We start from the raw sequence: 15984 nt of genomic DNA, 5'->3' as shown, positions 1-15984 counted from the left end.
TATGGATGTGTATTATAGTATACGTACCGTTAGGTAACCCTGGGAACCAGAAAAGCATCTGACATCGATGAACACACACAGCTATCTCCCTATAGGCGCACACTCATGCCCGACTTACCAACACCCTTAACCACAAATACAAATATGCCGCGACCTGAACCAGAGAGCAGAGATATCTTCCTGGTTCACTTAACGCCCCTTATTGGACGCGAGCGAGAAATAGCCTCGGCAGTCACGTTGCTGCGCGAGCCGGCTATGCGTTTACTTACTATTACTGGCCCCGGGGGGGTGGGTAAGACATGCCTGGCTCTACAAGTCGTGGCAGAGCTCGAACCTGCATTCTCCGATGGTGTACGCCGCATCGCCCTGGCCTCTACCTCTTCCTCCGAATTATTTATACCCACCCTGGCACAATCGCTGGGTCTCGTAGAATTCGATGAGATGCCGCTCCTGGAGCGCATCAAACGTTATTTGCGCGAAAAGCATGTCCTGCTCCTCCTCGATAACTTTGAGCAGGTCATCGCTGCGGCGCCGCTTATTACGGAGTTGCTCGCGACCTGCCCGGCTCTGAAAATTCTCGTAACCAGTCGAGAGGTACTGCACCTGCGGGCGGAACACGAGTTTGCCTTGCCTCCACTAGCCTTACCAGATCTAAAACTTGCGACTGACCTTGAGGCCCTCGCGCATAACGCGGCGGTCGCGCTTTTCGTCCAGCGTGCGCGCTCCGTCAAAACCGATTTTCAACTCACGGCTGAGAATGCGCAGACGATAGCGGAAATTTGTACGCGTGTCGATGGCCTGCCCCTGGGCATTGAGCTAGCTGCGGCCCGCATCAAAATTCTGCCGCCAGGAAAGCTACTCGCTCGCCTGGAACATCGCTTGCAAGTTCTTACGCATGGAGCGCGTGACCTCCCTCTCCGCCAGCAAACGCTACGCGCCACCCTGACCTGGAGCTATGAGCTTCTCGATCCGCAAGAGCAAAAGCTCTTTCGCAGCCTCTCCGTCTTCGTGGGCGGTTGCACGCTGGAGGCCGTCGAGCATCTCTGCCAGGCCATCGATGCCGATGAAGGTGATCCGCTCACGCCTATCACCTCACTCATCGATAAGAATCTGTTGCGCATGGTTGAGCGCACCAACGAAGAGGCACGCCTGGTCATGCTGGAAACCATTCGCGAATATGGTGAGGAGACGCTCCGAGCCAGTGCAGAGGCCCAGACAGCTTATGATGCCCATGCAATGTACTATCTGGCCCTGGCGGAGGAGGCTGAGCCACACCTGCGCCAGGCCCAGCAGGTTCAATGGCTTGAGCGTCTCGAACAAGAGCATGATAATCTGCGCGCCGCCCTCCAGCGCCTCATGACCCAACCCCAAAGCGAGTTGGCACTACGCTTAGGGAGCGCGCTCTGGCGCTTCTGGCTCATTCGCAACCATCAGAGCGAAGGCCTTCAGTGGTTAGAAAGGGCCTTACAGAGCATGAAGCCCGCCCGGGTCACAAAGCATATCCTGGCACGTGCCTGCTATGCCGCTGGCGTCCTGGCGGACAGCCAGGGTCTCTACCAGCGCGGAACCGAGCTGCTAGAAGAGGCCCTGGGTTATTATCGCGAGCTACAGGATCAAAGAGGCATTGCCACAACACTGCATCAACTCGGCTGTTCCTATGCCCGCACCTCACCTTTTCAGGGTCATGCTCTGTTCGAAGAGAGCCTGGCTATCGCGCGCACGCAGGAGGATCTCTATACCATCGCCGATGTCCTGGCATCTCTGGCCGAGGAGGCCGTCGCGCTGGGTTATCATCTAGAAAAAGCCCGGACCTACTACGAGGAGAGTCTGGCCATCGCCAGGCGCTTGCAAGATAAACGTAGTATCGCCTACCGCCTGAATAAGCTAGGCCAGGTTTTAACGCACCTGGGTAGTTATGCTCCTGCTTACCAGTTGCTCACTGAGAGCCTGAAGATCCATCGCGAGGTCGGCGACCGCGTTGGTATCGCCTTCGTCCTCGTTCCCCTGGGCATGCTGACGTTCTATATGGGCGATTACTCAGCAGCCCAAACATGGTTCGCGGAGAGCTCAGCGGTCTCCAGAGAACTGGGCAACGAGAATAAGATTGCGCAGTACCTCGGGACATTAGGCGAGGTTGCCCTCCACCAGAAGGGCGAGGATCAGGCCACGTGGACGCTTTTGGAGCAGAGCCTGGCAATCTTTCGCGAGACAGAGAACGAAGAGGGCATCGCCTCCCAGCTCTTTACTCTCGGCAGCGTCGAGTTTAATCAGGGTAACCTGCAACTCGCCATGACCTTACTCAACGAAAGCCTGGCAAGCATGCGCCGCCTGGAAAACCATGCCATGACCGCTGCCTCGCTCAATATGCTAGGTCACGTTGAGGCTCATCGCGGTAACTATGACGCGGCACGCACCTACATGGAGGAGAGCCTGGCGATCTCACGCGCCATTAACGACCGCGAAGTTATCTCGCCCCGCCTGATCCAGCTTGGCCTTGTCGTCCTCAACGAGGGCCAGAACACGCAGGCCCGCCAGCTCTTTACCGAGGGACTCAATATTGCACGCGAAGTCAGCGATAGACGTCAGATCGCCGATGCCCTGGGTGTCATGGCCCTGCTCTACATGATCGAAGGCGACTATGAGACCGCGCAGAGGCTCCTGGAAGAGAGCTATAGCGAAAACGATATCCAGACCAATTACTATCGCCTGGCCGACCTCGGCATGCTCGCCCTTCTTCGAGGCGACATGGCGAAAGCCCGAACCCTAATCGTAAAAAGTCTGGAGATCTCCATCCAGATTCGCAATCGCTGGTTCATCGCCTCCTGCCTGGAGCGCCTGGGCGAAATTTGCGTGGCCCAGGGACAGCCCGAGCAAGCGGCGCGCCTCTGGGGGCCGCAGCTACCCTGCGTAGCGCTATGAGCGCCCCTATTCCGCCTATCGAACTCGCTTACTATCAGCTTGCCCTGGCACAGGCTCAGACCCAGCTGGGAGAGACACGCTTTCAAGCCGCCTGGCTCGAAGGCCAGCACATGACTCCAGAACAGGTGTTTACGCAAGAGAAGCAACCCGCAGTTGACACTCAGGTATCTCAGGCGCAACCAACCACATCGACTCTCACCCACCTTAATGACCTGACTGAACGTGAAGTCGAGGTCCTGCGTTCCGTCGCCACTGGCCTTACCAACGCCCAGATCGCCGAGCAACTGGTAATCAGCCCGCGTACCGTTCAGGCCCACCTCAGCTCTATTTATAACAAAATTGGCGTCTCCTCCCGTAGCGCCGCCACCCGTTACGCCCTCGAACACCACCTGACCTGAGAAACCTCATATGGTATATGTTGATGTGGACCGTGGGCGAAAGATATGTGGTATGGTGACGTGGACCGTGGGCTTTTGCCCAGAGAGTGTGGAGTGAATACGCATATAAGCTTATATGCGTATTCACTCCACTTTTTTCTCTACCATTAAATTAGGCATATATGCGGATGTGCCCGGCACCCTTGATCAGGTACAGTTGAGGTTGTTAGAGAGGCTCTTTATTGCATGATTCTTCATAGATGAGGAGTTGCGGGCTATGCTGCGACAACCTATACCACAGGTCTTTGACGACCACTTATACTTACAGGACTATTTACCAGACCATCCACGGGGCTATACACAACACACGACACCGAGAGTCACAGTCGGCTCACATCAGTGGTATACCTGGCTCGCCGATGCTCAGAACAAGTCCTTCACCTTCAAGAGCCACTTTGGCTCCTTCACCGCTCGCCACGAGCGCCAGCGCAATAGCTGGTACTGGTATGCCTATCGCAAGCAACAGGGCAGAATTCGCAAGATGTATCTGGGGAGGCCACAGGAACTTACTGCCGAACGCCTCAACTCTATCGCGATTAATCTCTGTACCTACTCTTCCTGCCAGCACAACTACCAACTCTTCGAGGCCAAGTTGCGTACGCCATCCCTGGCCAGGGACGTTTTGCCTCGCCCCCGTCTGCTCGCAAAGCTACAAAACAGTCTGGAGACAGGCCTGACCGTTATTTCTGCCCCTGCCGGTTGGGGCAAGACGACCCTCTTACGCCAGTGGCATAATGAGGTAGTCTCGCAGGGTTGCGCATGTAGCTGGCTCTCGCTAGACAAAGAGGACAACCAGGCTATCAGGTTCTGGTCACACTTTATCGCGGCCCTCGAACAAGTTATGCCCGGCCTCAGTGACCTGGTATCCATTGAGCTTTTTTGCGCGCATGCGACTCTGACGCAGGGTCTACACACTCTCCTACACGCACTTGACGGACTTGCTACACCTGCTACGCTGGTACTCGATAACTATCATGTGCTCTATGCACAGGAGATCCACCAGGCACTCACAACACTTATTGAGCTGATGCCGCTCCAGCTTCACCTCGTGATCGTCTCGCGCACACGTCCAGAGTTACCCCTGGCCCGGCTACGCGCGCAACGGCTCCTGAATGAGTTGCATATGGATGATTTGCGCTTCTTGCAGCAGGAGATGCTTCAACTCCTGCCGCGACTGCTCGCGCAGCCTCTCACCACGGAACAATACGTCACCCTGGCAACCCGCGCCAATGGCTGGATTACGGCCCTGCACCTGCTGGTAGCTTCTATCCATGAGGGGGGAACTATAGAGGAGGTATGCGCACTTCCCCAACGCCATCTCAACGATTATATGGTGGAAGAGGTACTGCTACAACAGCCCGAGGAGATACAGCGCTTCTTACTGGCAACTGCACCTCTAGATAGCTTCGATATCTCGCTCGCCAGCGCGGTCTCACTCCAGGCCAATAGCGAGGCTATGCTCGACTATTTATCGCGACATAATATCTTCATTGAAGCGCAAGATTCCCAGAGAGGCTGGTTCCGCTATCAGCCTTTGTTCTCAGAGGTCTTACGTGGCTACCTGCGCCAGCATAGCGCCTCCCTGCTCCCTGAGCTTTACCTGCGCGCCTGCACCTGGTATCAACAAAATGGCCTGCTCAACAACGCGCTCTACTACGCCACGCAGGCCACCGGAAACGCGATGATTGCCCTACCCCAGGCGGGTAACCAGCTCGGCAATCTGACAAACTATTATCCTGTGGTCCAGGCTATACCAACCCTGAAGCACGCAAGGCGCGAGCTATTTACGCAACGCGAAAACGAGGTCATTGATCTGCTATTGCAAGGAGCTTCCAATCGCGAAATAGCTGCGAAGTTAATTATCAGTGAGGGGACAGTGAAGAAACATATGGCCAATATCTGCGGTAAGCTTGAGGTAAAAAGTCGGACGCAGGCGCTCGCTAAACTTATGCCTCAGCTTACGCCTGCATTAAACTCTAGAGACGTACCAGCATCTCGTGCTGGCTAAAGAACTCGGTGAAGCCAAGCCTGAGACAGCGCGCATATAGAGCGCTACTCGCAGGTTCGTTGTAGATCTGAATCTTCGCATGCTCGCCCGCGGCCTCGTGCAGGAGGCTCGCCAGCTCCGCGTCAGTCAGTTCGCTCTGTAGCACGGCAGCCTGCACACGGGTGACACCATGAGAGCGCTGTATAACCAGGCCATTCATACCACGACCAGGGCCGGGCGCGACAATCGTCTCAGTGCTCAGCGCCAACAGGCTCGCCAGTTCACGCCCCCAGCAGGGAAGCTCCGCGTCCTGGCTCAGCCAGGGCAGCAGCGTCTCAAGCGGCACACGCTCAACATGCAGCGACTCAGCCTCTGGCAGCGTCGCGGTCGCGACTTCGAGTCCCAGCAGCCGACGACGAGCGACAAAGCCAGCCTTCTTGTAAGTCTTGATCGCGCGCTCATTCTGAGATAAGACTTCCAGTTGCAGCGTCTCAAAGTTAGCCTCGCGAGCTACATGCACCATCTGCTCAGCCAGGAGATGGCTTACGCCCCTCCCGCGAAAGGCGGGCGCAATCCCAAATCCTCCACACCAGGCACGCATCCCACGTACCCCCAGGCGTGCCAGACCTACAAATTCGCCCTCAGTGCTATGCATGGCAACAGAGTGATTGGCATCGATATGATTGATGCGCCAGAAGTCTGCAAGCATCTGTGGCGTCATGTGCATAGGAAAGAAATAATCGGTAAAGCTACTATTATGCATCTCGCTTAACTGGGCGAATGTGTAGCCCGTCACATCTGTAAAAAGATATTCGCTCATACGTTTGGCCTGTTCCTTCCTCACCTCTTGATTTTTTTTGGGATAAAGTGCTAAAATCCCAAGCATAGCAGTCGGATATTAGCGTGCCCTAATGTCAATATTTGCTGGCACTATTTGCCGATGCAGAAAAACAAAAATACATATACATGTCGTGTCAATCCTGGCCCTCTTTAAGAGAGACAGATACTCACGACGAAAGGATTCAGTTGTGCCTACAGGAACCATTGTCCTTCTAGGAGCCTTCGCCGGACTTACTATTTACCTCGGTCTCCCTCTGGCCTTTCTCAAAAAAGCCCCGCAGTCGTTCAAGACTTTTGCCAGCATGCTGGCAGCGGGCGTACTGGTCTTTCTCTTCTATGACGTAATCAGCAAGGGTTCAGAGCCCATCAATAGCGCTATGGAAATCCTGAGCCAGAAGCATACTGGTGCCAGTACTGTCTTCCTCGAAGCTTTCTTGATGATCGTAGGTTTTCTGGTTGGCCTGCTAGGCCTCGTGTATTTTAATAAATATATCATAGCGCGCTACAAGCCTGGCAAACGCGTAATTATCGAGGCTGATAGCGCTGAGGCATCGCCTGCACTTGTTGGGGCTGCCGCGAGCAAAGCCGCCATGTCAGCGCAGACGGAGCAAGCCCAGACCGTGGCGACAGGTGGTGCTATGGCGACAGCGATCAAGTCAGCCAGGACGCCTTCTCCCAAACTGCTAGCGCTCATGATCGCTATCGGCATCGGCCTGCACAACTTTTCTGAGGGTCTGGCTATTGGTCAGTCAGCGGCCACAGGGGCGCTCTCGCTCGCGGCCATTCTCATCATTGGCTTTGGCCTGCATAACATGACGGAGGGCTTTGGCATCGCCGGTCCTCTCACGAACGAGACCGTCTCCTGGAAGTTTATTGCCCTGGTTGGGCTCATTGGTGGTGGCCCGACCTTCCTGGGCACCGTTGTCGGCATGGCCTTCCAGTCTGACTTACTCTTTATCCTCTTCCTGGCCCTGGCAGCTGGCTCGATTCTCTATGTAATCGTAGAACTGCTTGCCGTCGCCAAACGCATGGCCTCCAACGAGATCATCATGTGGGGACTCTTCGTCGGCTTTATGCTTGGCTATATCACTGACCTCATCGTCACCTACGCAGGCGCATAATCTCCTCATCCAAGATCAAAAACTGCTTAAAGGCTTTCTGGCTTGTAGAGACCGGAAAGCCTTTTCTCTTGCTAAAATTACTGGCTGACCTTAAGTTTTGACAATTACGTTCGATTTATATAAGAGAAGGGTATTATCAACTCAAACACAAACTCCTATGAGAGTCTCTTCCTTTTAAGGGCTATACACATATACTGCATGGTGCTTGCAGTTATGAGCCTCACATAAAGTGATGTGCTCCAGCGGCTAAAACCTCGAAGGAGGCTTATATGCACACAATCAAGCACAAAAAATCAACCTCAACGCTCCAAGAACAGGTTTCGCAGTATCCTGCATCTTCGATTGAGCAGAACACTTGGCGCATAAATCCAGACAATCAGGGTTTCTGGAAAAGCCTGTATGCGTTCTGGGGAGCCTCAACCTTTACACCGTCATATCTGCCAGCCCCTCTACGTCGACCTTTAGCTGGCTATATGTTGGCTCTGCTGCTGCCTTTCCTAACCGTTCTGGGCATCTTTTACCTCAAAGACATCGCCCCTGAATTAAGCTTTGTTAGCGCGCCCGTAGTGCTAGGCATTCTCATCGTCTCTCTGGGCTGGGGGGCGCTTCCAGGCCTGCTTGCGACACTCTGGGGTACGTTCCTGCTAGGCTTCCTGGTCCTGCCGCCGCATATCTCGTTGGCACTTGAGCAGATTGAGTCTTTCTATAGCCTGCTTATGCTTGCCCTGGTTGGCCTGGGCATAACCCTGCTAAGCACACAGGTACAGCGTGCGCATCAGCAGACCATCACAGCCCGCGCCGATGCAGAGGCTGCACGCGCGAACCTCTCGCGTATACTTATGCAAGCCCCTGTTCCCATTATCGTCCTGAGCAAAGATGAGCAGCGCGTTGAACTTGTTAATCCCAATGCCTGGCAGGCCTTTGGTCAGCGCCCGATTCTGGGCAAAACCTTACAAGAAGCCCTGCCTGAGTATGCCTCTCAAGTCACGCCCGTGATTCAACAAGTAGGTACAACTGGCAAAGAACATTCGATTGTCGAACATCGTGTTCTTGTCGATCAGCACAACGACGGCTCCCTGGTTGAACAGTACTATAACGTAGCATATCAGCCGATGCTTGCTTCTGATGGGAACGTCGATGGTGTGATTATCATCGGCTCCAATGTTACCGAGCAGGTGCAGGCACGCCATAAGGTAGAGCACCTATTGGCTGAGCTAGATAACTTCATCAGTGTCGTAGCACACGAGTTACGTACGCCAATTACAGCAGCAAAGATGTGTGTTCAGGTCTCTGAACGCAAGGTACAGCGCGTGCTTGGCAGCCAGCCACAGGTAGAGGAGAAGAGCGATCTGCTGTCTCTGCTACGGAAGAATCTCCAGCGCATCGAGCATCAGCTTGAGCTGCAAAACCGCCTGGTTCATGATCTCCTCGACGCCTCGCGTGTGCGCGCCGACCGCATGGAGCTGCGCCCGCGTTTATATAATCTCGTCGAGAGCCTTCGGGATTGTGTCGAGGACCAACGCACGCTGCATCCCGATCGTAGGATACAGCTCATAATGCCTGAGGAGGCTGAAATACGGATCAAGGCTGATCCCGAGCGCGTGCAACAGGTCATTAACAACTACCTGACCAACGCGCTGAAATACTCTGACACCGATAAGCCCGTCGCCGTCGAGGTTGTCCTGAAGTCAAACGCGGTCTCTGTCTCTGTACGTGACGAGGGACCTGGACTGAATGAGGAACAGCAGAAACGAATCTGGGAACGCTTCTATCGCGCCCCCGGCATTCATGTACGCAACGGTTCCGGGGTCAGTCTGGGCCTGGGCCTCTTCATCTGCCGCTCAATTATCGAGCGCCAGGGTGGACGCGTCGGTGTTACCAGTACCCCGGGTCTGGGCTCAACCTTCTGGTTTACCCTCCCCTTAAGCAACTCATAATCTTAATAGTGCGAGGCCAGTTGGCAGCCACAGGCTGTCAACTGGCCTCGCACTATTTTTACCTTAGTTATCAAGTCCCTTGGGGGCATGGCGCTTAATGACGCGCTCATTGGCTACCATGACCTTCTCCACTTCGTCAGCCTCCGCGACTACCTCGTAGCCACCATACAGAAATGGCTGCACAAAGAAGTCCTGCGCCAGAATATGGTGAATACCATAGTGGGGATGGCGGTGATGGATATCACACAACACCATCATATTCGCCTCGGAATCAACGAAATCCTCGAGAGATTCATAATCCTTGACCTGGGGAAAGATGTGATGCACCTTCTTTGGATCGCAGGCGTTCAGCAGGCTCCGCTCAATTGGATAGTGATGGGTCTCAAGATCCTGAGCGCCAAAGGGATTCTCTTTGGGATCTTTTAGGGTTGAATTGCGCACGCCACAGATCGCGCAGGGCGTGTCCAGGACATGCACCAGGTGATGATGGGTGCGCTGGTAGATTGGCGTCTCCTCGCGTGGGGGATGAGGCGGCGTCATTTCAATATGTGTGACATCCTCGATAGTCGTATGCACATGCATCAACGTTTCGCTCGGCGCACCATCACGCTCAACCCTCTTGACCTTAATGTCCTCCGTGATGCGCTCATGAACCTCGGTCGTCGTCTCGCCCTTCTTCCGCTCGACCTTCACGTCTTTCTGGATATTTTCACGTATACGCGTCTCTTTGAGACCCCTGGGGGTCGCCTGAACCTGATCTATCTCCACTTGCTCATCCACATGCACGCGCGCATGCTTCTTCGCATTATGCGCCGCGTGAGGAGTCAGGCGCAGATGGGCCAGCCCTGGAATAGCCTTGAGAATGGGATCAAAACGGAGCGGCTTAAACATCATGTTTCTCCAAAGACGTTCTTAAAATTATGTTCTCAAAAAATTAATATAAATAGCAACCAAACAGGCTCGTCTATCTTAAAATCGATGGATGAGCCTGTCAAGAATATATGGCCTCTGTAGGCGAAAACAACTATTAGCTATAGCGACATTGCTCCTCTGCTACAATTGATCAAAACGTACTTCAGGATACGCCGAGTCCGGGCCGCGCAATAAAGGCGAAGGCTTCTGGTTGAGATAGGTGTCAAAGAAGGCCCGTACATAAGCACTGGTAATACTTAATCCTCGTGCTCCATCAATGAGACCAAGTATACCCATAAGCTTAAAGGGCGAAAACATGACCGAGAAGTCAGAGAAATTCATGTGTTTCATGCCTTCTACACCAAGTATGTATTTCTCGCCCGTGGGTACCGTTCTCAGCACAGAGCGAGCTTGCGTAAACAGGTCCTTGCAGTCGTTACAATCGTCTGTAGTACCATGATGCATAAAGAGGAATGGCTTTGTAAGCCCTTGCTGCACAACATCGCCAAAGAGGTTTCCATCCAGGTCGATGCCAGCCTTGCAACGCTCGTCCAGGTGACAGACCTCCGCGGCGGTCGCTCCACCGAAAGAATGCCCGAAGAGGCCCAGGCGCTCCAGATCTAACCTGCCAGCAAACAGGCTCTGCCCGGAACTATTCAAGCGCTCTAGTTGATTCATAACGAAAATTGTATCCGCGGCCCAGACCTTCTCAATCTGCTGGAGATGCACATTGATAACGTCTGCCGGGTCAGAGTCGCTGCCGCCTTTTCCCTCGTCAGTCGCCTGGACCACACGGCCATCGGAGAAGGCCACGACGGAGGCGCTATAGGTTGGCGCGATGCCTACGACAATATAGCCATGGCTTACCAGGTCCTCAATCAGGGTAGTATAGTCCGTAGGCAAGAGGCCCATGCCAGGAGAGAAAATCAGCACTGGGTAGCGAGCCTGGTTCGTGGCAAGTGGCACATTCTCAAATGCATGTGCGCGAATAGTCTCAGCCCGCGAAATAAGCCAGTCTCCAAAGAGAGAACCGCCATGATACTGGTCCCAGGCCTGCGCCCATGTAGAGGGAAGGTAACTTGCTGCCTCTTTGCTTGCGCCTGACTGCGCGGGATACCAGACCCAGACCATCAGTTCTCGCTTGATCCCGGGCTTATGGGCAAAAGTCTCGGTCCGCGCCTGATCGACCCAGTCAAATACGGTTCGCCCAATCGCATACGGGCCGCCTGGCTTTGGCAATTCGCGCGCCGTGTGGCTCATGATGCCACAATAGATCAACCCACCTCCCCCAAGCACTATGCCTCCAAGAATAAGACCCCCAGCCACCTTTAACAGCAGCCCTCCCCGCTTCTGCAAAAGCTTTCTAAAAAAGGTCATACAGCCTCCTCCATGAGGTACACATTCAGCTCTGGCCCGTTTCGTGGGCCTTGTAGGTAGGAATGTAGCGTGTTTTTGCGGGCTGAGCTCGCAAAAACACGCTACATTCCTACCTTAATTAACAGAATAGAGGAAAGCAATTCGACCAGGCAATGTCCTGTTACACCTTCTTTCAGGCTCTGGGTGCTTAAAATTCAGCACTTAGAGTAGCAGTAGACAAAAAGAGCGCTGGAAAGCACTCGTATGCTTCTCCAGCGCATCTATCAGACAGGGCTGGTTAGTAGGTTCTCCTCTGGCTCTCCCTGGCATAAGGCTCCTCGACCCGACTATAGTCATGCACAAAGTAGCCCGCATAGGCAGCAATTACGCCGACGACCAGGTGAAACACATGATCCACGACATTAACATGCATTACGCCAAAGAGCATACCATGTGAGTAAAATGCTGGATAGACCAGCCCCGCCAGGCCAATCACCAGGTACACCACGCCGAAGATCTGATTAAACAAGCGTGACCAGCCGGTAAAGGCCGCGATAAGCCCCAGGATTCCTGTCACCAGGTGCACAATATTGTGCACACGATCCACGTCCAAACCAAGCACGCTGCGTGGCGCCATACCGGGAGCAATAAAGAAGCCCACGAGTCCAATTATCGTAAACACAATACCAATGATCAGGGCGACCCAGCGATTAGCGGTCCAGGTCGATCTCTGCTGTAATGGTGCTGCCATGTGTGCTCCTCTCTTTCGCGATGAAAGCTCGCCAAAACATGTTTTACCGAAGGCACACGCCTGACCAGGACAGAAGGTAACTGAACTATGCATCTATCCATCTATGCTGATAAGCAACCACTTCAGCAGATAGCGTGGGCTTTCAAAACTGCGCCTGCCTCGCCTGATATGAGAGAGGTGCCGCAAAAACGTCACAATAGCGGATGCATTCATAGACGTATAGATGACCGTCAAACCACTGTCAAGCGCAAACTTTTGAAAAGCACCATTTGAGAGGGAGCAAGCTCTTTACGTTCTCTATATAGATGAGCTATGATAAGCCCCATCACACATGTATGGAGAGAAGCATGATCAATCAGCTGCAACCGGAGAGCACCATTCCGTCGCAGATCTATGAACTTGCCGTCAAACATAACGTCGGCACTCCCCTCAAACGCTCTAACAATAAATTCGCTCAAGTTTTCACGATTGTTGTCGCGATTTTCTTTCTAATCCAGCTCGGTATGTTGGGGTACCATATATACGGGTTTATAGCCTTTATTTTTCTTTCTCAGACCTATCCTAATGTTAATTCCGTACCTGATAACCAGCTTGAGAATTATGCTTGGCTGAAATCCCTCCATGATGACTTCCGGCAATCTAGCTTACAGCTTATTTCACCGTTGCTCGCCATCCTAAATATCTATCTACCTTTTGCCTCAGCCAGTAGAACGCGACTCTATATTTGTACAGATGGGCTGCTCAAAGTTTACAAGAAGCAAGACGAGGCCATCCGCTGGGATGAAATCCAGGAGCTCTATACACCCATTGGAGGGGCATTCAGGCTCATCAAGGAGGATGGTAGCAACTTTTCTCTGCCTCTCTTACTTACCATAGGCCGCAATAAGAATCTTATGAATATCATTACCGAGGAGATGAGCCACCGTCTCCTCCCAGAGATGCTGGCGCGCTATGAACGGAATGAGACACTTACCTTTGGTGATCTCAGATTAAACCAGAAGGGAATCTATGGTGCAGGTACCACGGTGTACTGGCACCAGATTGGGGATATCACTTCCGAACAAACGAGGCTCTCACTCTACTATAGTCCTCTTAGTAAGAGTGATGGGAGCTTAACTCCTGCTCAATGGTATACATGGAAAGAACCCGCAGCCACATCTCGACCCAACCTGCCCCTCTTCGTCGCCCTGGTCAACGCCATCCTCGACCAGCGTAGCACCAGTCTACAAGAGTCAGCATCACGTCCCCAGCAGCGCCAGGAGCTAAAAGAGCGAGCCGAGGTAGTGTGGCGCAAAAATAAGAAAAGGAAACGCCTAACTATCGCGAGCGTCATCATCTCCAGCATTATGATCTTCGCCCTCATTATTGGCCTGCTTATGACACAGAAAAATATGCAGTATGTTGACGGGGAATGGTTTACCTTTGTTCCTGATAAATTGAGCACGCAGGATGCTTTCACAAACTATAACTATTTCCCACACAACTACCATGTGCAAGTAAATGCAACCTTTATCTCAGGTAATAAAGATACTTGCATTTCTTTGGCGGTTCATGTACAAAATTTCTCTGGCTATCAATCATTCGATATATGCAAAGATGGAGCTTGGCTCTATTACCACTGGGATGGACAATCCAAAACAAGTTTGCAGATGGACTCCGGAAAGCTTCCCACCGTCAAGAAATCATATCTGCTAGGAATAGATGTCACTGATAATATCATTGCTTTGAGCGTCGATAATAAGCCAGTTATATCTGAGCACGATAGCATGTATGAAACAACCAATCAGTTAGAGATTGTTGTATATGGCGATAATAATGCCAAAGAGGTCAGCGCGGCCCTTTTCTCAGATTTCTCATATCAGCCAGAGCAATAGATAGAATGCTGTAAATTATCCCTGCTAGCAGTTTTCTGAGTCCCTGCTCCAATGCGTTATACTTGACATAAGGTTTTACTAGTGAGCAAGCTATCGCTGGGAGGAACTATGGGCACATCCTATCCTCAGCCGGAGAAGCACATAGATCAATGTACTAATAAAGAACTGCTTCACCTGGCTCTCACCGAAACAGATGATGAGAATGCCTGGGAAGCGATAAGAGAACTACATACCCGTGGCAGTAAAGAGATATTTGACAACGCATGCAAACTCTGCCTCTCATCTAATGCACACGAGAGGTGTGTAGGAGCTGATATCCTGAGCCAGATGGGTACACCTCATCCCATATTTCACGAGGAGACAGTCTCCATTTTGTTGAAGATGCTCGAACAGGAACAGGAACCAGATGTACTCAATTCTATCGCAGTGGCGCTTGGGCACCGCGATGATCCACGGGCAATCAAGCCACTCGCGCTTCTCAAAAACCATCCCGCTGATCATGTACGCTCTGGCATCGTCTTTGGCCTTCTCGGTTTTGAGGATGATTTAGCCATTCAGACGTTGATTGAGCTCTCTACAGACATGGATGCAGAGGTGCGCAACTGGGCCACATTTGGGTTAGGCTCACTGACAGAGACCGACACGCCCGCTCTACGCGAAGCCCTACTTGTGCGCCTCACGGATGAAGATGCTGAGGCCAGGGGAGAGGCAATGGTTGGGCTAGCACGTCGTCGTGATCTTCGTATGCTAGACTCTCTCCTTCATGATCTGGAGGAGGGGTTATTCAGCAGCTTACTTTTCCAGGCGGCAACGGAGATCTGTGATCCTCACTTTATCTGCCCCTGGTGCATTTGCGTGAAGCTTGGGAAGAAGAAAAAGGGGGCTGGCTTTATAGAGAACTGGAAAAAGCGATTGAAAAATGCGCACCGCCAACCCCTCACTGGCTCGCTGATCCCCTTATCTGCTCGCGGTAGGTGGAGGGGGAGACGCCAACATAGCGTTTGAAGGCGGTGCTAAAGGCGAAGGCGTTATTATAGCCTATTCGCCAGGCGACCTGCTCGACGCTGTAGGAGTCGCTAGAAAGCAGGGCCATGGCGCGGCGCATGCGTAAGAGGGCCAGGTACTTCATTGGGCTCTGGCCCAGTTGCTGCTGACAGAGACGGCGTAGCTGTTCGCCGCTGATCCCCAGCCGTGCCGCCAGTTCCTCACCGGTCCAGTCGTTACTGATATCGTTATTCACGGTCTCCCAGAGCTGCTGCAAACGCCGCTCCTGGCGCTCCGGACCAATAATGCGCTGGGCATACAGGGCGATAAGCTCGGTCCATTGCTGCATGGCCACCTGCTCCGCCTGGTCCATATACTCACGGTAGAGGCCCGCGATGACGGTGGCCAGGGGCTGCGGGTCGACCTGTACCTGGCGTGGACTCTCACCTGTAACGCTTGCCTGTTCAAGGCTGTCATCATAGGCAACCCAGCATACAGTCCAGGGTACCTCTTCGACGGCGTGATAGGCATGTAAGGCTCCTGGCGGCGTGAGATAGGCTGTGCCAGGTGTGCAGCGCCGCCATTCGTTTTCTACCAGGATCATGCCCCAGCCCTCCAGACAGAGTAGCACCTGGCTGGTTGCCGGTCGCTGGCGCACAAAGCGGAATGGTGCCTGTGCTTGCGATATGCCTACCAGGCCGATTCTATGTAAAGCAAAGGCCTGGCATGCCTGCTTGCCCACCATTTGCTCATGTGTATGTGACCCAATGATGTGGGTTTCACAAAGGTCTATTTGGAATTCACTCATGGACTCATCTCTCATTTCGCTGTATTCTACCATAAAGAAGAAACACTGTAGTTCGATT

Annotated in this window: 12 protein-coding genes; 7 read left to right on the top strand and 5 right to left on the bottom strand. The window is 53.0% G+C overall.

The features are described 5' to 3' along the window. Window positions 1-105 precede the first annotated feature (105 nt). The 3 genes from JMJ04_RS39280 to JMJ04_RS47475 all read left to right on the top strand — a co-directional run bounded on the left by JMJ04_RS39280 (window position 106) and on the right by JMJ04_RS47475 (window position 5364). A complete protein-coding gene (locus tag JMJ04_RS39280; RefSeq protein WP_201375805.1) occupies window positions 106-2919 on the top strand; it encodes a tetratricopeptide repeat protein in 2814 nt (937 codons plus the stop codon). Further along, window positions 2916-3317, top strand: coding sequence for a response regulator transcription factor (locus JMJ04_RS39275; protein WP_201375804.1), 402 nt, complete (start codon window positions 2916-2918; stop codon window positions 3315-3317). The genes JMJ04_RS39280 and JMJ04_RS39275 overlap by 4 nt, the downstream gene beginning before the upstream one ends. Before the next feature lie 256 nt (window positions 3318-3573). Then, window positions 3574-5364: a LuxR family transcriptional regulator gene (locus JMJ04_RS47475; protein WP_236038895.1), complete on the top strand. Its 1791-nt coding sequence runs from the start codon at window positions 3574-3576 to the stop codon at window positions 5362-5364. Here JMJ04_RS47475 and JMJ04_RS39265 read toward each other — a convergent pair. Continuing rightward, the gene (locus JMJ04_RS39265; protein WP_201375803.1) at window positions 5333-6163 is read right to left on the bottom strand and encodes a GNAT family N-acetyltransferase; all 831 of its coding nucleotides are present in this window, start codon (window positions 6161-6163) and stop codon (window positions 5333-5335) included. The genes JMJ04_RS47475 and JMJ04_RS39265 overlap by 32 nt on opposite strands. Window positions 6164-6371: 208 nt before the next feature. Between JMJ04_RS39265 and JMJ04_RS39260 the strand changes: the two genes are divergently transcribed. Then, on the top strand, window positions 6372-7304 hold the full coding sequence (locus JMJ04_RS39260; RefSeq protein ID WP_201375802.1) for a ZIP family metal transporter: 933 nt from the start codon (window positions 6372-6374) through the stop codon (window positions 7302-7304). 269 nt (window positions 7305-7573) lie between these two features. Next, window positions 7574-9241 (top strand): ATP-binding protein, encoded by a 1668-nt coding sequence (locus JMJ04_RS39255; RefSeq protein ID WP_201375801.1) that lies wholly within the window; start codon window positions 7574-7576, stop codon window positions 9239-9241. Between the two features lie 63 nt (window positions 9242-9304). On the opposite strand, the gene JMJ04_RS39250 is transcribed toward JMJ04_RS39255, so the two are convergent. From JMJ04_RS39250 to JMJ04_RS39240, 3 genes are all read right to left on the bottom strand, one after another. Further along, complete coding sequence (locus JMJ04_RS39250) at window positions 9305-10135, bottom strand: hypothetical protein (protein ID WP_201375800.1); 831 nt, start codon at window positions 10133-10135, stop codon at window positions 9305-9307. Window positions 10136-10294: 159 nt separating this feature from the next. Beyond that, a complete protein-coding gene (locus JMJ04_RS39245) occupies window positions 10295-11530 on the bottom strand; it encodes an alpha/beta hydrolase family protein (protein ID WP_201375799.1) in 1236 nt (411 codons plus the stop codon). Between the two features lie 277 nt (window positions 11531-11807). Continuing rightward, a complete protein-coding gene (locus JMJ04_RS39240) occupies window positions 11808-12260 on the bottom strand; it encodes a DUF4383 domain-containing protein (RefSeq protein ID WP_201375798.1) in 453 nt (150 codons plus the stop codon). A 347-nt stretch (window positions 12261-12607) separates the two neighbouring features. On the opposite strand from JMJ04_RS39240, the gene JMJ04_RS39235 reads away from it, so the two are divergent. Beyond that, entirely contained in the window at window positions 12608-14134 is a 1527-nt protein-coding gene (locus tag JMJ04_RS39235) for a DUF6585 family protein (protein ID WP_201375797.1), read from the top strand. Between the two features lie 81 nt (window positions 14135-14215). Continuing rightward, window positions 14216-15139, top strand: coding sequence for a HEAT repeat domain-containing protein (locus tag JMJ04_RS39230; RefSeq protein WP_201375796.1), 924 nt, complete (start codon window positions 14216-14218; stop codon window positions 15137-15139). On the opposite strand, the gene JMJ04_RS39225 is transcribed toward JMJ04_RS39230, so the two are convergent. After that, window positions 15072-15926 carry a helix-turn-helix transcriptional regulator gene (locus tag JMJ04_RS39225; RefSeq protein WP_201375795.1) on the bottom strand — a complete coding sequence of 285 codons (855 nt, stop codon included), beginning with the start codon at window positions 15924-15926 and terminating at the stop codon, window positions 15072-15074. The two genes, JMJ04_RS39230 and JMJ04_RS39225, sit on opposite strands and share 68 nt — an antisense overlap. Window positions 15927-15984: the final 58 nt, after the last annotated feature.

The sequence above is a fragment of the Ktedonobacter robiniae genome (assembly GCF_016587375.1).
GTDB classification, from domain to species: domain Bacteria; phylum Chloroflexota; class Ktedonobacteria; order Ktedonobacterales; family Ktedonobacteraceae; genus Ktedonobacter; species Ktedonobacter robiniae.
This window is presented reverse-complemented; position numbering and strand designations above follow the sequence as displayed.